The organism is Streptomyces sp. NPDC001848 (genome assembly GCF_042891915.1).
Taxonomy (GTDB): domain Bacteria; phylum Actinomycetota; class Actinomycetes; order Streptomycetales; family Streptomycetaceae; genus Streptomyces.
This window is the reverse complement of the sequence record NZ_JBIATP010000001.1, coordinates 475566-496118: the sequence shown is the minus strand read 5'-3', so window position 1 is coordinate 496118 and position 20553 is coordinate 475566. Positions and strand designations below refer to the sequence as shown.

Here is a 20553-nt window from a genome sequence, read left to right as displayed (position 1 = left end):
CCGGACCACTTCTGCGCATTGCCGGAGTCCGTGTGTGCTTCCCCTCGCACCGTGGATACAGCAAGAGCAGGGAGTTGGGAGTCGCGGCATCCGGGCAACGTGTGTATGACGCCGGGTCCTTTGTGAGATCACCGTCAGCCACCCGCTGTCCCGGGTACATGAGGCGCACATCCCAACTCCGCCCTGCCGGTTGAACCGGGGCCGCGTCCGCTTCCGACAAAGCGCAGGCTCAGTCGGCTGCGCCGCTCCGGCGAGGACGGAGCCTGCGGCGAGTGGCGCCTGCCGGCCGCCTGCCGCAAACTCCGCAAGATCTTCTGACACGCGGAAGGGCGGGGCTCACCGCACAAGAAGGCCGGGGCAGCGGTCACCTTCAAGAAGACGTACGGGTTTCATCCGCCGGCCGCGTGGTGCGCGAACACCACGGAGTCCCTGGCGATGCTGCTGCGGCCGGGCAACGCGGGGGCGAACACGATGGCCGACCACATCGCCGTGCTCAGCGACGCGCTCGCGCAGATCCCCGGAACGTCGGCCGCGAAGATCCTGGTCAGGGTGGACGGGGCAGGGGCCACGCATGGGCTGCTCGAACATCTCGAAGCGTTGAACACCACGCGGCGCACAGTCCGCTACACCGTCGGCTGGAAGATCACCAAAGACGACGAGAAAGCCATCGTTCGCCTGCCCGAGATGGCCTGGGAGGCCTCCGTGCACCAGGACGGCATCCTCCAGGAGGGCTACTTCGTCGCCGAGTTGACCGGACTGAACACCCGTGAGGGCTGGCCCGAGGGCATGCGGTTGATCGTGCGCCGGGTCCGCCCGACCCGGCGGCACCCGAAGAAGCTGACCGCGTTCGAGAAGAAGACCGGCTGGCGCCACTGCATCACCGCGACCAACATCCGTCACATGTGGGGCATCGCCGGCTCGGGCCACAGCCAGTTCCTGGACGTGCTGCACCGCTCCCACGCCGGCGTCGAGGACCGGGTGCGCACCAACAAGGCGATGGGGCTGGGCAATCTGCCGTCCGCCTCGTGGGAGGTGAACCGCGGCTGGACGCTCGCCGCCGATCTCGACGCATGGCTGCGGCTGCTGGCCCTGCACGACATCGACGGCCTGGCCCACGCCGAGCCGGACACCATGCGCTTCCCCCTCTACCACCTGCCCGCCCGCCTCGCCGACCACGCCCGCCGCCGATGGCTGCGCATCGAGCGGACCTGGCCCTGGGCAACCTCGTTCACCACCTGCTGGCAGCGGCTGACCGCACTCCCGGCCATCACCTGACGACCGGCCGCCAGACCCGACGAAGACCAGGGCGATGGTGGCGTTGTCGTGGCCCTCCGCCATCAGCTTCAGCACCTCGCGTTCGCGCGGGGTGAGGCAGTGGAGCGGTGTGTCCCTGCGGCGGGTGAGCAGCTCGGTGACGACCTCCGGGTCGAGAGCGGTGCCGCCCGCCGCGACGCGCTCCAGCGCGTCGAGGAACTCCTCGACCCGGCCCACGCGGTTCCTTGAGCAGGTAGCCGACCCCGCTCGCGCCGCCGCCCGGCAGTTCGGCCGCGTACGTCTCCTCGACGTACTGGGAAAGGACCAGGATCGGCAGCCCGGGGATCTTCTCCCATGCCTCCAGGGCCGCCCGCAGACCCTCGTCACGAAAGCGCGGCGGCATCCGCACGTCCAGGTGGTGGCCGTCGCCGGCAGCGGCCCGCTGGAGGCCGGCGAGCGCCGTACCGGCCACCGCAGCCGACGGCGGTCCGCAGCCGCGATGTGGAGCTGCCGTGCAGCCCTGCTGCGGGAAGGGCTGGTGCTTCAAGCTGCGTGGCGTCGAGCACGTCGTCGTCGCCGACGTCGTCCCCGCGCGGCTGGAGAAGGCACTGGCCGTCGGGGCCGACGCCGTCATCGACTCCGGCCGGCAGGACGTGGCGGCGCGGCTGACGGACCTGCACGGCGAGGCCGCGAACGCGCTCGGCCGGCCCCGGCCCGGCACCGACATCCACCTCGACGCCGCCGGCGCGGCCGCCGTCTTCAACACCGTGGTGGCGAGCGCCAAGTGGCACCCGAAGCTGGTCATGGTCGCGGTGCAGAAGAAGGGCGCCGAGCTCGACCTCGGCGGCATGCTCCGCAGCGAACTCACCCTGATCGCCTCCCAGGGGTACCCCACCGAGATCTTCGAGGTCACCCCCGAACTCGTCGAGCACCAGGACCGGTTCGCCCGGCTGATCAGCCACCGCGTGCCGTTCGCCGCGGCCGAGCGCGCCTTCGAGCCGGCTCTGACGCCCGGCGCCGCGGAGAAGGTCGTCGTCACCTTCGACGACTGACCGGCGCGCGCGTCGTCCGCGTCCGGACGGGCGCGATGCGAAGGCCCGCACGCGGACACGGGCGGCGCATGCGGACACGGGCGGCGCATGCGGATACGGGCGGCGCATGCGGATACGGGCGGCGCATGCGGACACGGGCGGCGCATGCGGACACGGGCGGCGCATGCGGATACGGGCGGCGCATGCGGACACGGGCGGCGCATGCGGATACGGGCGGCGCACGCGGACACGGGCGGCCCGCATGTGGACACGGGCGGCGCATGCGGATACGGGCAGCGCACGCGGACACGGGCAGCGCACGCGGACACGGGGGGCGGCCCGCGCGCGGACACAGGCGGCCCGCTGTCCGCGGGCCGCCGGTCCGCCGCGCCCCGCGGTCATGCCGAGGGGCGCTTGGCCGAGACGAGATGCGCGAACACCACCACGTTGGACTCGTAGTCGTGGACGCTGCGGTTGTAGACGCCGCCGCAGGTGATCAGCCGGAGCTGTGGGGTCGGAGCATCGGCGTACACCCGGTCGTCCGGGAAGCCGGCCTTGCTGAAGGTTTCGACCGAGTCGACCTTGAACCGGGCGACGATGCCGTCGTCGCGGGTGATGTCCACCTTGCTGCCCGGTTTGAGGGTGCGCAGCAGCACGAACACCGCCGGGCCGGTTTTGGTGTCGACATGACCCACCACGATCGACGTGCCTCGCTCGCCCGGCGAGGCGCCGCCCCGGTACCAGCCCACCAGGTTGGTGTTGTTCCCGGGCGGTGGGGTCAGGTGTCCGGAGGCCCCCAGGGACAGTTCCGTGAACGGCGCGTCGACCCCGATCTGCGGAATCGCGATCCGCTTCGGCGCCGACCGCGGCAGCCCCCGCTGCCGGGGACTCGCCGTGGCGTCCGGTCCCGGAGCCACCGGGGTGGCGGTCGCGGGTGGGGCCGCGTCCACGGGTGGGTCCAGATTCGCGGGCGGGACGGCGACCGTGGTCGGGGCCGCCGGTTTGGGGTCCGCCGGGGTGCCGGTCAGTGAGTTGTGGATGAGCAGAGCGCCCAACCCCACCGCCACGGCCGGCCACAGCAGAGCACGGCCGGCGGTACGACGGGGCTTGGATCCGCCCCGCGGCCGATCCGGTGGGGCGGGCTGCGAGAGGGCCATCGGACAATGCCTCTTCTCAACGAGGGCGAGGGGCTGACTTCAGGGGCCGGGCGGCAACCGGCACAAGCGCCGCAGCCGCGGACGCCGTCACCCTTCTCAGGGCGACAGCGGCCGCGACCGCGCAGCAATCGGCAAGGGCCGGCCGATCAGGCACCGGCAACACTCGACGCGCCCCGGCGCCGCAGCATGTACGCCCCCGCCCCGAGGCCGCCGAGAAGCAGCACCGAGCCCGCGGCCAGGCCGCTGCCGGACTCCGCCAGCCCGCCGCCACCGGCCTTCACCCCACCGCGCGGCTTCTTCGAGCCGCGCTCCTCGTTCCCGCCCGAGTGCTCCTCGCTCCCGCGTTCCTCGTTCCCGCCCGAGTGCTCCTCGCTCCCGTGCTCCTCGCTCCCGTGCTCCTCGCTCCCGCTCGCCCCCTCGCCCTCGTCGCCCTTCGACCGCGAGCCACCACCGGCGCGCTCGCTGCCGTGCTCGTCGTCCTGCGCGGACTGGTCGTCCTCGCCCGACCAGCCGCCTTCCTGCTTGGCCATGGCCAGGGCACCGCCACCGGCCTTCACCCCACCGCGCGGCTTGTCCTTCGAACTGCCGTGCTTCTTGCCCTTCGATTCCCCGCCCTTGTCGCTGTCACCCTCCTCGCCCTTGGACTCCTCGCTCTTGCCGCTGTACTCCTCGCCCTTGGACTCCTCGCTCTTGCCGCCGTACTCCTCGCCCTTGGACTCCTCGCCCTTCTCCTCGCCCTTGTGCTCCTCGCTCTTGCCGCCGTACTCCTCGTCCCTGGATTCCTCGCTCTTGCCGCCGTACTCCTCGTCGTTGGATTCCCCGCCCTTGTGGTGGCCGTGCTCCTTGCCCTTGTGGTGGCCGTGCTCCTCGCCGCCGTGGGAACCGCCGTCCGCAGCCCGAAGCTCGGGCACCGACACGGCAAACGCGGCGGGAGCGGAGAACACGACGGCAGCGGCGATGGCCGCGGAGGCGAACATGGTCCGGGTCGCTCGCATGAGAGGTAGTCCTTTCATCGCCACCCACGAAGGCCGGCACCACGCCGGCACAGGGAAATCGCAGCAGCGACGTGATCACCTTCAACCCGAGGACTGCCTCTCACCACCGCAGAACACGGCAACCGAGCGAGGTCGTACTCCCTCCGGGTGCCTGCGGGCCGAAAAGTAACCCGGTCGGCAGCACACCCGTTAGTACTAGTCCGACCACGAATGGACGCGCGGCGAGCGCGCGTCCGCACACCGATGTGCCGAAGTTCTCGCTCCCATGACGCCACATCAAATCTCGGGACGGCCCGGGGAGGGGCGCACCCGCGCACGAAAAGGTGTTCGACCCGACGCCCAACTCCGAAACCGCAGCGACCATTTGGCGCGTGGACGTCTCACGCGACGCACCGTCAGCAGCCGGGGCCGCCCGCTTCGAAGCGATGGCGCCGATCGGGTCGGCTCGTGCCCCGGGCGGTGATGTCGGGGTCGGATCCGTGAGCAGGCTCGCCCATACTGGGCAACCCGCGCCCGGAGCCGAGGCGGGCGCCTGACGGCCGGGCTGAGGTGGATGCGGTGATCGGGGAGAGGCCCTTGGAGCCGTGACCGGAGAGGGGGGCGGAGATCCGACGGCGCGGTTGGGCTGCTTCCCTCCGGCGGGCCCGATGGCGCCGCCCGGGTGACGGTCCGGCTCCCGTACTTTGTCTTTTGCGCAATCCGGGAACTGATGAGCCTCCGGATGCGTCGATCATGGTGGACGCGGACGACGACAAGGCCGTGGAGGACGTCGATGGGTGTGGCCCTGACCAAGGGCGGCAACGTGTCGCTGAGCAAGCAGGCCCAAGGCCTGACTGCCGTGACGGTGGGACTGGGCTGGCGGGCGAACACGGGCTACGAGCTGGACGCCGGCGCACTGCTGTGCGACCGGAGCGGCAAGGTGCTGTCCGACGAGCACTTCGTCTTCTTCAACAACCTGAGCACCCCGGACGGTTCGGTCCGCCACTCCGGCAGCGGCGGCCCGCTCGGCGTGGACGACCAGCAGATCCACGTCGACCTCATGGGAGTCCCGAACGAGGTCACGAAGATCGTCTTCCTGGTGTCGCTCTACGACGCCCCGGTCCGCGGCCAGACCTTCGCGCACCTCGGCGGCGCCCACATTCGGGTCGTCGACGAGGACGGCGGTGCCGAACTGGCCCGCTACGACCTCGCGACCGCTGGTCTGACCGCGGAAACCGCCCTGGTCCTCGGCGAGTTGTACCGGCATGGCGCGGAGTGGAAGTTCCGCGCCGTCGGCCAGGGCTACGCCTCCGGGCTGGCGGGCATCGCCACCGACTACGGCGTCAGCGTGCTGGAGGAGAGCGCGAGCCCGGCGCCACCCGTCACCGTCGCGGAGTTCGACCCGAACGCCGGTCCGTCGTTCGCATCCGCCCCCACCACGACCCCGCGGTCGCAGCCGCAGACGGTCACCCCGTCGCCGCAACCCTCAGGGAGTTCCCCCATGACGTGCTTCTTCGACCCGACCCACGGCCCCGGCATCACGACGGTGACCTGGTCGCCACAGTGGGGCGTGCCCCGGCAGATCCAGGCGTGCGGTGGCTGTGCGCAGCGCGTGCAGACGACGGTGCCGCCGTTCTACACCCCGCCCCAGCAGGGCTACCCGCAGCCTGTGCAGCAGGGGTATCCGCAGCCCGTGCAGCAGGGTTACCCGCAGCCCGTGCAGCAGGGGTATCCGCAGCAGGGCCAGCCCGGTCCGTACACGGACCACCAGCAGCACGGGGGCGGCCGCCGCTTCGGCACGGGTGCGCTCATCGGTGCGGGCGCGGCCGGACTGATCGGCGGCGCGCTGCTCAACGAGGCGTTCGACGACGACGAACCGGACGTCGTGGTCAACAACTACTACGAGGAGTGACGGTAGGGGAGGCGGGAAGGAGCAGGGGGAGAGGGGCGAGAGATGGCCGAGTCCCGGTGGCGGCGGAAGTGGCTTGCCGTGCTGGTGCTGGCCCTCGCCCTGTACGTCATCGTCCGGGCCGCCGGCACCCCGCAGTCCAGCGCGCCACCCCCGGCCGAGGCGTCCACCCCCGCCTCCACCCCGTCCTCCGCCTCCCACTCTCCGAGGCCGTCCACGCCGCAGAGCGCGTCGGCGTACGACCCGGCCGACTACGCGCCGCAGGTCCGGGCCCGGGCCCACCAGGCGGGGATCGATGCCCGGCTGCTGATGGCGATCCTCTACAACGAGGCCTACAAGCCCCATGATCCGGCCCTGGAACGGGCCTGGCAGAAGTACAAACCGGACGCCGCCTTCGGCATCGCCAACATGCACCGCGCCACCTTCGACGCGGTCAAACAGGGCCGGGACTTCGCCGGCCGCCGCTGGGAGGAACTGCCCGACGACCGGGACCTGGCCATCGAGTCCGCGGCCTGGTACCTGCACGACCTGGCCGCGCAGCTGCCCGCCGGCCGGTCCGCGTCCTACACCGAGGACGACCTGCTGGCCCTCGGTTACAACGCCGGCGTGGGCAACATGCTCGCCTTCGCGCGCGGAGCGACCCCGGGTCCCCAGGCCCGCTCCTACCTCGACTGCCTGCACGCCAACTGGACGAAGGCGGGCAAGGCGGTCGGCGTTTCGTAGGGCTGCGTCACCCGTAGGAGAGGTTGGAGCACGGGTCGTCGTCGGCGGAGCGGGCGCCGGCAGCCACCGAGGAGGGCAGGGCGGTGGGTGCCGGCGAGGCCGAGGGGGCGGCGGTGGCATAGGTCCGGCCCAGCACGACATCGATGCCTGTGCCGGTGACGGGCGTCAGCTGCGCGCCGGGGAAGAGCCGGGCCACCGTTTCGGCCGGGCTCCTCAGGCCGGTGCCGTACTCGATGACCGTGCTCACGTGGTCCTGGCTGATCGCGTTGGCGGTGCCGGTGACCGTGAAGCCGTGCCGGGTGAGGGACGCCGCCGCGCGGGAGGCCAGGCCGCCGGTGGTGGTGCCGTTGTAGACCGCGACGTCGATGCCGGCCCCGGAGACGTCCGCGCTCGGGCTCGGTGAGGCGGAGGCGCGGGCCTTGCCCTTCGTGCCGGCGGCGTCCTTGCCGTCGATCGTGCGGTCCGCCCTGAGCCCGGCCCACAGCTCCGACGCGTCCGGCTCGACGACCGCCACGCGCTCGCCGACGTACCGCCAGGGAATCGTGAGGAACTTGGTGTTGTGCAGGTCGATGTCCTTCAACGCCATCGCGAAGGAGATCAGCTTGTTCGCGGAGCCCAGCCCGGGATCGACGGTCAGGGACTTGGTGGCGGCGTCGGCGAGCGGCAGCAAATCGGCCGGTGTGAGTCCGTCGCTCTTCACCTTCTTGATCAGGGCGGCCACGAACGCCTGCTGACGCTTGATGCGGCCTATGTCCGACCCGTCCCCGATGCCGTGCCGGATGCGCACGTAGTCCAGGGCCTTCTGCCCCGACACGTTCCGCACGCCCTTCCTGAACAGCAGCGCTCCCCGGGTGCCGCGGTTGGGGTTGAGGTCCCCCTCGTACACGTCCTGCGGCACGCACACCTCCACCCCGCCGACCACGTCCGTCAGGGCCGCGAAGCCCTTGAAGTCGACGACGACCGTGTGGTCGACACGCAGCCCGGTGAGGCTCTCCACCGTGTTCTGGGTGCAGGCCGGGTTGCCCTTGGCGGTCTCCCCGACCGAGTAGGCCGCGTTGAACATCGTGTTCGGCTGCGGCTTGGTCCAGGTGCCGTCCGGGAGTCTGCACGGCGGGATGGTCACCAGCGTGTCGCGGGGGATCGAGACGGCGACGGCGTGCCGGTGGTCGGCGTAGATGTGGAGCAGAAAGGTGGTGTCGGAGCGGCCTATGTCATTGCTGTCGCCGCCGCCGAGCGCGGAGTTGCCTCCCGTGCGCGCGTCCGTGCCGATGACAAGGACGTTCTCGCCCTTCGACGACCCGGCCCCCGGCCGGTTCTTCGACAGGCCGCCGGCGTCGAAGGTGTCGATGTTGCCGTTCAGTTTGAGGTAGATCCACCCCAGGCCGGCCGTACCGAGCACCACGATGGTGAGCGCGACGGCCAGGGACATGCGCAGCGGATGGCGCTCGCGGCGCCCTGTCGCACGGCCGCCGAGGCTGGGGGGCTCGGTCCCGGGGTGGTGGCGGGACGGGGTGGCCTGGCGGCTCGTCGGCATGGCTGCGCCCTCATCCATGAGACTCATGCGGAGGGGACGACCGGCCCCGCCTGATGGTTGTACAGTTGCGCAATGTAGCAACAATCTCAGGGGGTGCCACGCGGCGGGCGGGCACCCGGTCCGTGGAAGAGAAGGGGTGGGCGGGGATGCTCCGCAACGGCCTCGAGCCCTGGCACCTGCTGATCGTGGCGATCGTCATCATCGTGCTGTTCGGCTCCAAGAAGCTGCCGGACACCGCTCGTGCGCTGGGCAAGTCGATGCGCATCCTCAAGAGCGAGGTCAAGGCCATGAAGGAGGACGGCGACAGCGTGCCGTCCGCCTCCACGGAGCCGGCGGCGGAGCGCGTGATCCAGGCGGCCCCCGGGGAGACGGCCTCGGCGCGCCCGGTGGGGGAGAGTGGCACCGTCCGCTGAGTCCGGCCCTCAATCCTGCGGAGCCCATTGCAGGTTGACGGGATGTCGGGCCTCCGGGCGGGAGGGGCCGTGTCACACCAGGGCGTGCCCGAGCAGTCGCAGCAGATCCCCGGTCGCGTCCGCCGCCCCCAGCGCCGGTAGGGCGCCCAGCGCCAGTGTCGTCGCGGCCAGTGGCCACAGGTGCGGGAGCGGGCCCGCCTGGAGGGCGGCGATGCGGCGGGTGACCGCGCGGTCGGTGAAGGACAGCGCGCACGCCGCAGGGCGCCGCCCGGCGCTGAGCGCGGCGCGCGCCAGGGCGCGGGCCGTGGTGCCACGGTCCCCGACGGCGTCGGCGGCCCGCTCGTCCGCCCACCGCTCCACCAGGAACGTCACCGTGGTGCGGACGGGTGCCATCAGCGGATCGGCCGCCGTGGCGAGCGCCACGGCCGTCGTCAGGAGCGCGTGCCGGTGGGTCAGATGGGCCCGCTCGTGCGCCAGCAGCACCCGGCGCTCCGCCGGTTCCAGTGCGCTCAGCATCGCGGAGGTGACCAGGATCCGGCCCGGCGCGCCGAAACCGCCCGGGATGGCGAACGCCTGCGGCACGGGTGAGGCGGCGACGACCAGTTCCGTGTCCGGCGGCTGTCCGGCGCACAGGGCCCGCAGGGTGCGGCGCGTCAGGCGTTCGGTGCGGACGGCCCGGTGCACGCGCAGGGCCACCGCCGCGAGAGTCAGGATCGCGGCGACGGCGATCGCCTCCGGGACGGGGTCCGGCAGCCGGTGGCCGTCCTCGCGGGCGTCCGCGGCGACCGGCGGCATCCGGCCCACCAGGGTGACCGCGAGCAGCACCAGCGACCAGACCGTGGCGGCCGCGGTGAACACGGCGGAGGCCGTCAGTACCCGGGCCGCGAGCGCGGGTGCCACCCGCCGGCCGACCAGCGGGCTGACGGCGGCCAGCAGCAGCGAGAGCAGGAGCGGGAGGTAGACGTCGATCTTCATGTGCCACCACCGTCGGGCAGGGGACGCCCGCCGAGCAGGGCGCGCAGCGCCTGCTCCTCCTCGGGGCTGAGACCGGAGACGAACTGCTGGAGCGTGGCGATCGGGTCCGGGCCGCGGTCCAGTGCCTCGTGCATGGCCTCGGCGGTCAGTTCGGCCGCGTTCTTCGCGGGCCGGTACGCGCCGCGCCGCCCGTCCACGTCCCGCAGGACGAGTCCCTTGTCGTACAGACGTTTGAGGATGGTGTGCACGGTGTTGTAGGCGAGGCCGCCGCCGATCTCGCCCTGGATCTCGGCCGGGGTGAGCGCCTGCTCGGTGGCCCAGAGTGTCGCGAGCACCTCGCTCTCCAGCTCACCGCTGCTGCGTCGTTCCGCCCTGCCCCCAGGGCCTCTGCCGGCCATGCCCGTAACCTTACAGCGCGTAGGGGAGCGTCGGCCGCGAGGTGGAGCCGTGCCGCCTGTGCGCCGGTTCACCTCATTGGAGTAAAAGTGCCCGCGAGCAGGCCGGGTGACCCGCGGTTTCGCGCTGCACCCCTCGGCCGCCCGCGTTAGCTTGTCCGTGTTTTACCTGCTTCTTTCCTGATTTCCATCGTCGACCCTACGGCTTGTAGGGTGTGATGCCCCTACGGCCCGTAGGGGTGAGAGGTGGGTCATGGCCAACAGCTCGCACACCACGCTCGCAGGCGTCCGCCGGCTCGCAGCGCCGTCGGTGGCCGGCATGTCGTGGCGGGACCGCGGCCAGGGCCTGATCGCCGCGGTGGCGGGCGCCTTCGCGCTGGCCCAGCTCGTCCTCGTACGGCCGGGCATGGGACTCGGCTGGGACGAGACGGTCTATGTCAGCCAGATCAGCGCGCACGCCCCCGCCGCGTACTTCAGCGCTCCCCGCGCCCGGGGCATATCCCTGCTGGTCGCGCCCGTCACCTGGTGGTCGTCCTCCACCGCACTGCTCAGGATCTATCTGGCGGTGCTCTCCTCCGCCGCCCTGTTCCTCGCGCTGCGCCTCTGGCGCGGGCTGTTCCCGGGCCGCGTGCTCGCCCTCGGGGGCGCCCTGTTCGCGAGCCTGTGGGTGACCCTGTTCTACGGCCCGCAGGTCATGCCCAACTACTGGGTCGCGATCGGCGCCCTGGCCGGCACCGGCTGCTTCCTGCGCGCCCACGCCGACAGCACCGACCGGGCAGCCCTGTGGGGACTCGCCGCGGGCGCGGCGCTGATGACGTGGATGCGGCCCGCCGACGGGGTCTGGGTCACCGCGCCGCTGCTGGTCCTGGCGTTGTTCTTCCCGCGATGGCGCAGGCTGCCGCTGTTGTCCGCCCTGGTGGGCGGGCTCGTCGCCGGCGCGATCCAGTGGATCGTCGAGGCCTACGCCGGCTACGGCGGCCTCCTGCACCGCCTCGCTGAAGGCTCCCGGATCCAGGGCGGCCTGGGCTGGAGCATCGCCATAGGGGACCAGTTGCGCAGCCTCGGCGGGCGCGCCCTGTGCCGCCCGTGCTCCGGCCCGCTGCCCAGTCCGGCGGTGACCGCCTGGTGGTTCCTCCTGCCCCTGCTCGCCGTACTCGCCGCAGCCGTCGCGCTCAGGGCCCGCCGCCCGGCACCCCCCTCCCGCACCCTGGTGCCACTGGCCTGCGCGGCGACGGCGGCCTTCCCGTACCTCTTCCTCATCGGCTACGCCGCGCCCCGCTTCCTGCTCCCCTCCTACGCCCTGCTCGCGATCCCCGTCGCCGACGCGCTCCTGCACCTGGTCACCGGGCGGGACGGCCGGTGGCGGCCGGTCGCCGCGACGCTGGTGGCGATCGGGCTCGCCGGGCACCTGGCGGTCCAGTTCGCGGTGCTGCACCGGACGGTGGCCCGCACCACCGCCGACCACCGCGGCTGGTCCCGCACCGCCGCCGAACTGCACCGGCTCGGGGTCCGTCCGCCCTGCCTGCTCACCGGGAACGAGGCCGTCCCCATCGCCTTCTACGGCGGCTGCGCCTCCGCCGCCACCAGCGGCCCCAACGCCAACAGCACCGCCACCGGCATCGCGAGCACCGCCGGGCGCATGCCCGTCGCCTATCTGGGCACCCCCACCGACCACCCGCCGTCGTACACCCGTGGCTGGAGGGCGCACACCGTCGACGGCGTCCGCATCCTCGTCTCGCCCACGGCCGGGGGCGGACGCGGATGACTCCTCCGACGGCCACCGAGGCGACGCCGGACACCCGGGTGGCGGCGACCGCCCGGACCGGGGTCCTGCGCCGCCGCGCGCCCTGGCAGGCGGCTCTCACCCTCGCCGTGCTCGTCGCCGCGGCCCTTCTCGCCCTGCGCCACTGGCCGGTGATCGCGTCCGGCGCGGACCGGCTCACCGGCGCCGACCCGGGGTGGCTGCTGCTGGGGGCGACGGCCGCGACGGGGACCTGGGCGTGCTCGGCGCTCGCCCAGCAGGGCGCGGTGGCCGAGTCGCTGCCCGGCGGGCGGCTGGTGGCGGCGCAGTTCGCTGCGTCCGCCGCCAACCACCTGCTGCCCGCGGGCGTCGGCGCGGGCGCCGTCAACCTGCGCTTCCTGACCCGCTGCGGGCTGCCCGTGACCCGCTCGGCGACCGCGCTCGCGGTCAAGGCCACCGCCGGGGGTGTAACCCGCGGCGCGCTGATCGCCGTCCTCGCGCTCGCCGGCCCCGGGCTGCTGCGCCTGCCGCGCGCCTCCACGGTCCTGCTGGTGGCCGCCGCCCTGGCGGCCGCCGCGCTCGTGGTGCTGCTGGCCGGGCCGGTGCGCCGTGCCGCCAGGGCAGTGGTCGCGGACGTACGGGCCGTCCACCGGCTGCCCGGCCGGGCGGTCGCCCTGTGGGGCGGCTCGCTGGCCTTCGCGTCGCTGCACGCGCTGGTGGTGATCGCGGTGACCCGGTCCCTCGCCGTGCCGCTGCCGCCCGGGCGGGTGGCGCTGGCCTACTTCGTGGCGAGCAGCGCCGCCGTCCTGCTGCCGACCCCGGGCGGCATCGGCGGGCTGGACGCCGCCCTCGCCCTCGCCCTCTCGCTCAGCGGCGCACCCGGCACCGCGACGGCCTCCGTGGTCCTCGGCTACCGCCTGCTGACGGTCTGGCTGCCACTGCTGCCCGGGCTGCTGGTGCTGGGCCTGCTGGTGCGGCGCAGGGTGCTGTGACCTCGGGACCGCCCGGGCCGCGGCGCGGTCAGGATGGTTGTCGCTGACCAGGGCGCCCTCGGGCCGGCCCGCCCGGGCCGGCTCGCGGCGGCTGACGATGTCCCTGGACGCCGTCGTCAGCGCGGCCAGCAGCCGGAACTCCGTCGGTGTCAGGACGACATGGACGCCCCGCACGGTAAAGCCGTGCCGGACGGGGTCGAGGACCAGGTCCCCGACGGCGGTCGCCGGGCGGGGCGCGGCCCGTTTGAGCGCCGCCCGTAGCCGGGCGGCGCGTTCGTGAGGTGGAACGGCTTGGGCAGATAGTCGTCGCCACCGGCGGAGAAGCCGGAGAACCGGTCCGTGAGCCGGTGGTGGGCCGTCAGGAAGATGACCGGGCCGAGGAAGCCGTTCGCCCCGACGCCTGGCACACGTCCCGCCCGTCCGCGTCCGGCAGCCCGATGTCGAGGACGGCCGCGGAGACGTCGTCACCGGCCAGGCGCAACGCCGTCGCACCGTCCGGCGCGGGCACGCCGTCGTACCCCTCGTCCCCGAGCCCGCGCAGCAGTACGTCCCGCAACGCGTGATCGTCCTCGACCACCAGGATCCTGCGACGCATCGTCCGGCCCTACGCGGGAGTGCCCGCCCGCTCCGCGGCGGTGTCCCGGCCGGCCGTCGTGGACGCCACCAGCAGCGGACGCAGCCGAGTGGCCTGAAGGCGGTGGGCCAGGGCGTCCGAGTGGCGGCTCAGGGGGATCATCGTGGCCGACGCGACCAGGGCGCCGACCACGAACCCGGCCACCACGTCGTGCGGGTAGTGGGCGCCGACCCAGACCCGGGAGACCGCCATCGCAGCGGACGCCACCAGCGCGACGTACCCGATCCGGCGCGAGACGAAGAACACGGCGACCGCTGCCGCCGCGGCGATAGCCGTGTGGTTGCTCGGGAACGACCAGTCCCCCGGCGCCGGACACGCCTCCAGGGTGACCACATGCAGACTCTGACAGGGCCGGTCCTCGCGGACCAGCAGCTTCAGCACGGAGTTCGCGGCGTAGGCCAGCACCACCGACAGCGGCACCACCAGGGCGAGCAGCGCGGCCCCGGAGCCGGTGCGGCGCGCCCGCCACCAGGCGAGGACCATCAGCACGGCGAACACCCCGAGCCCGTACGTCGACCAGGCCGAGACCAGCGAGTCCAGCCAGGAGGGGGTACGACGGGCCAGGTCCACCACGTCCCTGTAGGCCCAGCCGTCGATCGGTGCACCGTCGAAGGCGTACGTCATCCGCGGGCACCCTCCTTGGCGGCCCGGCGGGAGCGCAGCACCTCCAGGGCGACCGGGATCACGGAGACCAGGACGATCACCGCGACCATCGGCAGCAGGTACTTGTCGACATTCGGCACCGACGAGCCGAGGGCGTACCCGGCGAGGGTGAGGCCGAGGCTCCAGACGAGGCCGCCGACCACCTGCCACACGGTGAAGGTGCGCACCGGCACCTGCAACGCGCCCGCCATCGGGTTCAGCACCGTGCGCACCACGGGGACGAACCGGGCCAGGACGATCGCCTTCGCGTGTCCGTACCGCTCCAGGAGCTCCTCGGCGCGGCGCGCGCCCTCGTGCAGGCGGGCCGAGCGGCTGCGGGCCAGCAGCGCGCCGCCCGCCTTGCGGCCGAGCAGATAACCGCACTGGGACCCGGCGAGCGCGCCCACGGCCGCGGCGACCAGCAGCGCCGGCAGCGACAGCTTCACCCCCTGCTGCCCGGAACCGGTGCACAGCAGGCCCGCCGTGAACAGCAGCGAGTCGCCGGGCAGGAAGAACCCGATCAGCAGGCCGGTCTCCGCGAACAGCACCACGCCCACGCCCAGCACCCCGAAAGCGGCGAGCAGGGACTGGGCGTCCAGCACGTTCACCGCGAGTTGTGATCCGAGGGACAAGGGTGTGGCCATCGTCGCGAGCCCTTCCGGTGCGGGAGGCCGGGCGCGACGCGGCGTCACCCGGCGGTTGACTACATTCGTGTAGACCGTCTACTGAACTGTAGACGATGATGGGACGGCGAGCGTTCCCCTCAGGGCGTCGCGAGTGAGATCTCCGTGGACTTGATCAGCGCGACGACCGAGGAGCCGGGCAGGAGGCCGAGGTCCTCCGCGGCGTCCTTGGTGATCACGGCCGTGAGAGCCCCGCCCACGATCGTGACCTTCACCGACGCCATGGCCCCGCCCGTGGTGACGCGGTCGACGGTACCGGGCAACTGGTTCCGGAGGGAAACGCCCTCCACCGCCGCGTCGGCGAGCGCCACCTCCGTCGACTTGACCAGGGCGTACACGGAGGCGCCCGGAGCGAGGTCCAACTCGTCGACGGCCTCCGCGGTGACCGCCGCCGTGATGTCCTGCCCCCCGTCCAACCTGACCTTGACGGCCGCCATGACGTCGCCCGGGGTGATGGACGTGACGGTGCCGGGAATCTGGTTGCGGATGCTCAGGTTCATGGGCGGCCCTCGTTGGCATGGGGAGAATGGACGGTTCTGTCCTGACCGTTCCCACGGTAGCGGGATATGGGGGCCCTCTTCGGGCGGCGCGTCAGGCCGGCCGGACGGTGGGACGGTCGGACGGCCGGACATGTCTCGGTCCGTGCCTCAGGCGGGATACGCGTGCGTCTGTGCCGCCTTGACCGTGGCCCACACCGTGGCGCCCGGATGCAGTCCGAGTTCGGCGGCGGCGACGGTGGTCAGATCCGCGGCGAGTGGCAGCTCTCCGGTGAGGTCGGCGCGGATCTGGTCGCCGTGCGTCTGCAGACCCGCCACCTCGCAGCGCCACAGGTTGCGCGCGCTGGAGCCGTCGGGCCGGTCCCGGAACAGGGTCACCGCACCCGGCGGGAACACCACGAAGACGGGTCCGGACAGGTCCTCGACAGTGGTGATCGAGCACCCGGCGTCGAGCCGTACGGCGTGCCCCTGCGCCGTCCCCCGGTACAGGTTGAGCCCGACGAGCTGGGCGATGTACTCGGTGCGCGGATGGCGGGCGATGTCGGACGGGCTGCCCTCCTGGACGACCCGGCCGTGCTCCACGACCACCAGTCGGTCGGCGAGCACCATCGCGTCCAGCGGATCGTGGGTGACCAGCACGGCCACCGCCTCGAACTCGTCCAGATGGCGGCGGAGCCGGCCCCGCACCTCCAGCCGGGTGCGGGCGTCGAGCGCGGCGAGCGGTTCGTCGAGCAGCAGCAGCCGGGGCCGGACGGCCAGCGCCCGGGCGAGCGCGACACGCTGTGCCTGGCCGCCGGAGAGCCGGCGCGGTTTGGCGCCCGCGTGCTCGGTGAGCCCCATCCGCTCCAGCCATCCGGCGGCGACCGCCCGCGCCTCGGCCTTGGACGTGCCCCTACAGCGCGGGCCGAAGGCCACGTTGTCCAGCGCGGACAGGTGCGGGAAGAGCAGGTAGTCCTGGAAGACGACACCGACGGGGCGCGCCTCGGGCGGAGTACGCTCCAGCGCGACCCCGTCGAGCCGCAGATGACCGCCGGAGAGCGGGACCAGCCCGGCCAGCGCGCGCAGGGCGGTGGTCTTCCCGGCGCCGTTGGGCCCGAGCAGCGCGACCACCTCCCCGGGCGCGACGGTCAGCGCCACGTCGAGCCGGAAGGAACCGCGCTCGACGACGATCCGCGCGTCGAGGCCGTCACCGCCCGTGCCGACGGGGACGCTCTGGGAGGTGGCCTGGTGGGTATGGGTCATGACGTCGTCATCCAGCGGTCCCGCAGCCCCGCCAGGACTGCGATCGACACCGCCAGCAGCACCAGGCTCAGGGCGATCGCCGCCGCCGGGTCGTTCTGCAGGGCCAGGTAGACGGCCAGCGGCATGGTCTGCGTACGGCCCGGGAAGTTGCCCGCGAAGGTGATCGTCGCCCCGAACTCGCCGAGCGCCCGCGCCCACGCCAGCACCGCCCCGGCCGCGATGCCGGGAGCGATCAGCGGCAGCGTCACCCGGCGGAACGCGGTGAAGCGGGAGGCGCCGAGTGTCGTGGCGGCCTCCTCGTAGCGCGGATCGGCGGCCCGCAGCGTGCCCTCGACGCTGATGACCAGGAACGGCATCGCCACGAACGCCTCGGCGACCACCACCCCGGCCGTGGTGAACGGCAGCGTGATCCCGAACCAGGAGTCCAGCCACCGCCCCACCACGCCGTTGCGGCCGAGCGCCAGCAGCAGGGCCACACCGCCCACCACCGGCGGCAGCACCAGCGGGAGCGTCACCAGGGCCCGCAGGAGTCCCCGGCCCGGGAAGTCCGTACGGGCCAGCAGCCACGCGAGCGGCACCCCGAGGACCAGGCTCACGGCCGTCGCCGCGGTGGCGCTCACCAGGGACAGCCGCAGCGCCTGCCACACCTCGGCGCTGGTCAACTGGTCCGGCAGGGTGTGCCACGGGGCCCGGACGAGCAGCGCCACCAGCGGTAGCAGCAGGAACGCCAGGCCCACGAGCGCGGGCAGCAGGAGCGGCAGCGGAACACCGGGACGGCGGACACGTGCGCGCCGCGGTCCGCCCACCAGCGTGTCGGCCGCGGCGTCGGACGCGTCGATCCGCGTCATGGCTGCAGGAAACCTGCCCGGGTCAGGACCTCACGCCCCTCGGCGGAAGTCACCAGTGCGATGAACGCCTTCGCGGCCTCGGCGTCGGGCGCGTTCTTGAGCAGGGCGATCGGGTAGTCGTTGACGGCCTTGGCGGACTCGGGGAACTCCACGCCCCGCACCTTGTCACCCGCCGCCCTTACATCCGTCCTGTAGACGACCGCGGCGTCGGCCTCCTTCAGCTCCACCTTGTTCAGGGCGCTCTTGACGTCCTGTTCGTACGACACCGGCGTCAGCTTCAGACCGCTCGCGGTCAGCGCCTTCTGCGCGGCGGCCCCACAGGGCACCGTCTTGTCGCACAGCACGACCTTCAGGCCGGACCTGGTGAGGTCCTTCAGGGAGGAGACCTTGTCCGGGTTGCCCGGCAGAGTGGCGATCTCCAACTGGTTGCGCACGAAGGTGACCGGGGTGGTGGCCGCGTCCTTCTTGTCCGTCACGATCGCCATGGTCTTGGGGCTGGCCGCCGCGAAGACATCCGCGGGGGCGCCCCCGGTGATGCTCGCGGCGAGGGTGTCGCTGCCGCCGAAGTTGAAGGACACCTTCGTGCCGGGGTGCTGCTTCTCGAACTCCTTGCCCAGGGTCGTGAAGCTCTCCTTGAGGGAGGCGGCGGCGAAGACGGTGACCGTGCCGGACACCTTGGGCGACGGGGACGCGGCCGACCCCGCCGTCCTGGCGGAGTCCGACGAGGAGGAGCAGGCGGTCAGGGCCAGCAGCGCGGCGGCCCCCGCGCCGGTCACCTGCACCATCCGGCGGGGCCGGCGCGCGGAACGGGTCATCACGGGTCCACTCCCTCTGCTCGTCCAGGAGGGAGCAGCGCACACCCCTCCGATACGCCGATCATACTGGCGCAGATGCGATCCGGAAGACTCCTGTCACATGGCGCAAGCCTGGCTGCCGAGCGAAAAGGGTGGGCATGTGCGTTCGTACGGGAGTGTCGCCGTGTGACACTCTCAGGCCGTGTCGATATGGACGTTCGTCGACTTCACCCGGGCGGTGGCCTCCATGCCGACCTCCAGGCCGAGTTCCTCCACGGCCTCCCGGGTCAGCAGGGACACCAGGCGGTGCGGGCCCGCCTGGATCTCCACCTGGGCGGCCACGTCACCCAGCTTCACGGCGGTGACGATCCCCGGGAAGGCGTTGCGGACCGAGGTGTACGAGGGGACGTCCTCCTCGCCGGTGCCGCCGCGCGCCAACTCCACCGAGAACGCGGCCAGGTCCCTGCCGTCGATGACCCGCCGCCCGCTCTCGTCACGCCGGGTCGCCACGCGCCCCGCGTCCGCCCACCGCCGCGCGGTGTCCGGGCTCACCCCGAGCAGCCGGGCGGCCTGGCCGATTGTGTAGGACTGCATGCGCGCCACGATAGGCGCCCGCGCCACCCCGGCCACCATGCGCCCGCCGCGCCCCCGGCACGCCGGATCTGCGGAAACGGGCATGATCGCGGGTGTCCGCATGGCAGGATCCCACCTCGTGGATGTGTCCTGGGCGGTGCGGAGCCTGCGTGCGGCGGTGTTCGCCGTCGTGTGCGTACTGCTCGCCGTCGGCGGACACACGCTGGCCACCGGCGCGGTGCCGCCGGTGTGGGTGGACGCGGCCGGGTTCCTGCCCGTGTTCGCCGCCGGTGCGGTGCTCGCCGGCCGTGAGCGCTCGCTGTCCGGCATCACGCTCGCGATGCTCGTCGTGCAGGGCGGACTCCATCTCGCCTTCGACGCGGCCGGGCCGGCGCGGATGCCGATGGACATGCCAGGGATGGCGCACGCCATGCCCGGCATGCCCATGGCCGCCCTGTCGCACGCCATGACCTCGCACGCCGTCGCCGCGCATCTGGCCGCCGCCCTGCTGGCCTCCTGGTGCCTGCGGCGCGGCGAGGCCGCCCTGTGGACGCTGCTGCGCGAGGCCGCCGCCGTCGTCCCGCGCCTCGCGCTCCGGTGGCGTACGGCACCGCTGCCCGCGTACGTCAGGCCGCCGCGCCCCCACGCCCACCGGCGCCGGCTCCCGGGGCAGGTGCTGCTCCGCCACGCCCTGTACCGGCGCGGCCCGCCCCCGGCAGCCCCGTACACCGTCTGAAACCCCCCAACACCCGGCACCAGTACGGAGCTTGCCCAGCCATGTCCCTCATGCGTACCACCCTGCGCCGCGCCACCACCGTCGCCGCGCTCGCCGCCGCCGGTGTCCTCACCGCGGCCGGCGCGGCCTTCGCCCATGTCACCGTCCACCCCCAGAGCTACGCCAAGGGGGCCACGGACGGCGTGCTGACCTTCCGGGTGCCCAACGAGGAGGACACCGCCGCGACCACCAAGGTGCAGGTCTTCCTGCCCACCGACCACCCGATCCTGGGCGTGCTGGTCACTCCGCAGGACGGCTGGACGGCGCAGGTGACCACCACCAAGCTCAAGAACCCGGTCAAGACGGACGACGGCACGATCACCGACGCGGTCTCCCAGATCACCTGGACCGGCGGTCGTATCCGGCACGGCCAGTACCAGGACTTCAACGTCGCCTTCGGTCAACTCCCCGAGAACACGGACCAGTTGACGTTCAAGACGCTGCAGACCTACTCCGACGGCAATGTCGTCCGCTGGATCGAGGAGGCCCAGAAGGGGCAGGGCGAGCCGGAGAACCCGGCGCCGGTGCTCCAGCTGACCGCCAAGGGCACGGCGGAGGGCGGCGGTTCCACCGCGGCGCCCGCCGGCACCGACGAGAAGGCGAGCACCTCCACGACGAAGGCCGCCGCCACCAGCGACTCCACGGCCCGCGGGCTCGGCATCGCCGGTCTCGTCGTAGGCGTCCTGGGCCTTGCCGCCGCGGGCTTCGCGATCGCCCGCGGCCGCACCACCGGCTCCTCCGCTTCCTCCGGAGACGAGTGACCGGCT

Annotated in this window: 20 protein-coding genes and 3 pseudogenes; 9 read left to right on the top strand and 14 right to left on the bottom strand. The window is 72.9% G+C overall.

The window, feature by feature from the left end; genetic code table 11:
• Positions 1-417 precede the first annotated feature (417 nt).
• Positions 418-1275, top strand: a pseudogene (locus tag ACFYZJ_RS02270) (transposase); the annotation flags it as partial.
• A gap of 18 nt (positions 1276-1293) precedes the next feature.
• On the opposite strand, the pseudogene ACFYZJ_RS02265 reads toward ACFYZJ_RS02270, so the two are convergent.
• A pseudogene (locus ACFYZJ_RS02265) lies at positions 1294-1726 on the bottom strand (LuxR C-terminal-related transcriptional regulator); the annotation flags it as partial.
• 40 nt (positions 1727-1766) lie between these two features.
• On the opposite strand from ACFYZJ_RS02265, the gene ACFYZJ_RS02260 reads away from it, so the two are divergent.
• A complete protein-coding gene (locus ACFYZJ_RS02260; protein WP_388561898.1) occupies positions 1767-2306 on the top strand; it encodes a zinc-binding dehydrogenase in 540 nt (179 codons plus the stop codon).
• Between the two features lie 377 nt (positions 2307-2683).
• Here the strand turns inward: ACFYZJ_RS02260 and ACFYZJ_RS02255 are convergent, their stop codons facing one another.
• Both ACFYZJ_RS02255 and ACFYZJ_RS02250 read right to left on the bottom strand, forming a co-directional pair.
• The gene (locus ACFYZJ_RS02255) at positions 2684-3442 is read right to left on the bottom strand and encodes a class F sortase (protein ID WP_388561896.1); all 759 of its coding nucleotides are present in this window, start codon (positions 3440-3442) and stop codon (positions 2684-2686) included.
• A 146-nt stretch (positions 3443-3588) separates the two neighbouring features.
• A complete protein-coding gene (locus ACFYZJ_RS02250) occupies positions 3589-4437 on the bottom strand; it encodes a hypothetical protein (protein ID WP_388561894.1) in 849 nt (282 codons plus the stop codon).
• A gap of 772 nt (positions 4438-5209) precedes the next feature.
• Here ACFYZJ_RS02250 and ACFYZJ_RS02245 point away from each other — a divergent pair.
• Positions 5210-6328 carry a TerD family protein gene (locus tag ACFYZJ_RS02245; protein WP_388561892.1) on the top strand — a complete coding sequence of 373 codons (1119 nt, stop codon included), beginning with the start codon at positions 5210-5212 and terminating at the stop codon, positions 6326-6328.
• 42 nt (positions 6329-6370) lie between these two features.
• Positions 6371-7048 (top strand): lytic transglycosylase domain-containing protein, encoded by a 678-nt coding sequence (locus tag ACFYZJ_RS02240; RefSeq protein WP_388561890.1) that lies wholly within the window; start codon positions 6371-6373, stop codon positions 7046-7048.
• A 7-nt stretch (positions 7049-7055) separates the two neighbouring features.
• Here ACFYZJ_RS02240 and ACFYZJ_RS02235 read toward each other — a convergent pair whose 3' ends face one another.
• Complete coding sequence (locus ACFYZJ_RS02235; protein ID WP_388561888.1) at positions 7056-8582, bottom strand: LCP family protein; 1527 nt, start codon at positions 8580-8582, stop codon at positions 7056-7058.
• Between the two features lie 146 nt (positions 8583-8728).
• Here ACFYZJ_RS02235 and tatA point away from each other — a divergent pair, with 146 nt between their 5' ends.
• A complete protein-coding gene (gene tatA, locus ACFYZJ_RS02230; RefSeq protein ID WP_388561886.1) occupies positions 8729-8995 on the top strand; it encodes a Sec-independent protein translocase subunit TatA in 267 nt (88 codons plus the stop codon).
• 72 nt (positions 8996-9067) lie between these two features.
• Here the strand turns inward: tatA and ACFYZJ_RS02225 are convergent, their stop codons facing one another.
• Both ACFYZJ_RS02225 and ACFYZJ_RS02220 read right to left on the bottom strand, forming a co-directional pair.
• A complete protein-coding gene (locus ACFYZJ_RS02225) occupies positions 9068-9970 on the bottom strand; it encodes a M48 family metalloprotease (protein ID WP_388561884.1) in 903 nt (300 codons plus the stop codon).
• Positions 9967-10368: a BlaI/MecI/CopY family transcriptional regulator gene (locus ACFYZJ_RS02220; protein WP_388561882.1), complete on the bottom strand. Its 402-nt coding sequence runs from the start codon at positions 10366-10368 to the stop codon at positions 9967-9969. The genes ACFYZJ_RS02225 and ACFYZJ_RS02220 overlap by 4 nt, the downstream gene beginning before the upstream one ends.
• Before the next feature lie 250 nt (positions 10369-10618).
• Here ACFYZJ_RS02220 and ACFYZJ_RS02215 point away from each other — a divergent pair, with 250 nt between their 5' ends.
• Positions 10619-12130, top strand: coding sequence for a hypothetical protein (locus ACFYZJ_RS02215; protein ID WP_388561880.1), 1512 nt, complete (start codon positions 10619-10621; stop codon positions 12128-12130).
• Positions 12127-13098 carry a lysylphosphatidylglycerol synthase domain-containing protein gene (locus ACFYZJ_RS02210; RefSeq protein WP_388561878.1) on the top strand — a complete coding sequence of 324 codons (972 nt, stop codon included), beginning with the start codon at positions 12127-12129 and terminating at the stop codon, positions 13096-13098. The genes ACFYZJ_RS02215 and ACFYZJ_RS02210 overlap by 4 nt, the downstream gene beginning before the upstream one ends.
• A 12-nt stretch (positions 13099-13110) precedes the next feature.
• On the opposite strand, the pseudogene ACFYZJ_RS02205 reads toward ACFYZJ_RS02210, so the two are convergent.
• From ACFYZJ_RS02205 to ACFYZJ_RS02170, 8 genes and pseudogenes are all read right to left on the bottom strand, one after another.
• Positions 13111-13693, bottom strand: a pseudogene (locus ACFYZJ_RS02205) (response regulator transcription factor); the annotation flags it as partial.
• A 9-nt stretch (positions 13694-13702) separates the two neighbouring features.
• Positions 13703-14356, bottom strand: coding sequence for a phosphatase PAP2 family protein (locus tag ACFYZJ_RS02200; protein WP_388561876.1), 654 nt, complete (start codon positions 14354-14356; stop codon positions 13703-13705).
• The gene (locus ACFYZJ_RS02195) at positions 14353-15018 is read right to left on the bottom strand and encodes a DedA family protein (RefSeq protein WP_388561874.1); all 666 of its coding nucleotides are present in this window, start codon (positions 15016-15018) and stop codon (positions 14353-14355) included. The genes ACFYZJ_RS02200 and ACFYZJ_RS02195 overlap by 4 nt, the downstream gene beginning before the upstream one ends.
• Positions 15019-15137: 119 nt before the next feature.
• The gene (locus ACFYZJ_RS02190; RefSeq protein WP_388561872.1) at positions 15138-15557 is read right to left on the bottom strand and encodes a molybdopterin-binding protein; all 420 of its coding nucleotides are present in this window, start codon (positions 15555-15557) and stop codon (positions 15138-15140) included.
• 147 nt (positions 15558-15704) lie between these two features.
• Complete coding sequence (locus tag ACFYZJ_RS02185) at positions 15705-16796, bottom strand: ABC transporter ATP-binding protein (protein ID WP_388561870.1); 1092 nt, start codon at positions 16794-16796, stop codon at positions 15705-15707.
• Positions 16793-17644 (bottom strand): molybdate ABC transporter permease subunit, encoded by an 852-nt coding sequence (gene modB, locus ACFYZJ_RS02180; RefSeq protein WP_388561868.1) that lies wholly within the window; start codon positions 17642-17644, stop codon positions 16793-16795. Before modB ends, ACFYZJ_RS02185 begins: the two co-directional genes overlap by 4 nt.
• Positions 17641-18459, bottom strand: coding sequence for a molybdate ABC transporter substrate-binding protein (gene modA, locus ACFYZJ_RS02175; protein ID WP_388562212.1), 819 nt, complete (start codon positions 18457-18459; stop codon positions 17641-17643). The genes modB and modA overlap by 4 nt, the downstream gene beginning before the upstream one ends.
• 174 nt (positions 18460-18633) lie before the next feature.
• Complete coding sequence (locus ACFYZJ_RS02170) at positions 18634-19032, bottom strand: molybdopterin-binding protein (RefSeq protein ID WP_388561866.1); 399 nt, start codon at positions 19030-19032, stop codon at positions 18634-18636.
• On the opposite strand from ACFYZJ_RS02170, the gene ACFYZJ_RS02165 reads away from it, so the two are divergent.
• Positions 19031-19747 carry a hypothetical protein gene (locus tag ACFYZJ_RS02165; protein ID WP_388561864.1) on the top strand — a complete coding sequence of 239 codons (717 nt, stop codon included), beginning with the start codon at positions 19031-19033 and terminating at the stop codon, positions 19745-19747. The genes ACFYZJ_RS02170 and ACFYZJ_RS02165 overlap by 2 nt on opposite strands.
• Before the next feature lie 41 nt (positions 19748-19788).
• Positions 19789-20547 carry a YcnI family protein gene (locus ACFYZJ_RS02160; protein WP_388561862.1) on the top strand — a complete coding sequence of 253 codons (759 nt, stop codon included), beginning with the start codon at positions 19789-19791 and terminating at the stop codon, positions 20545-20547.
• Positions 20548-20553: the final 6 nt, after the last annotated feature.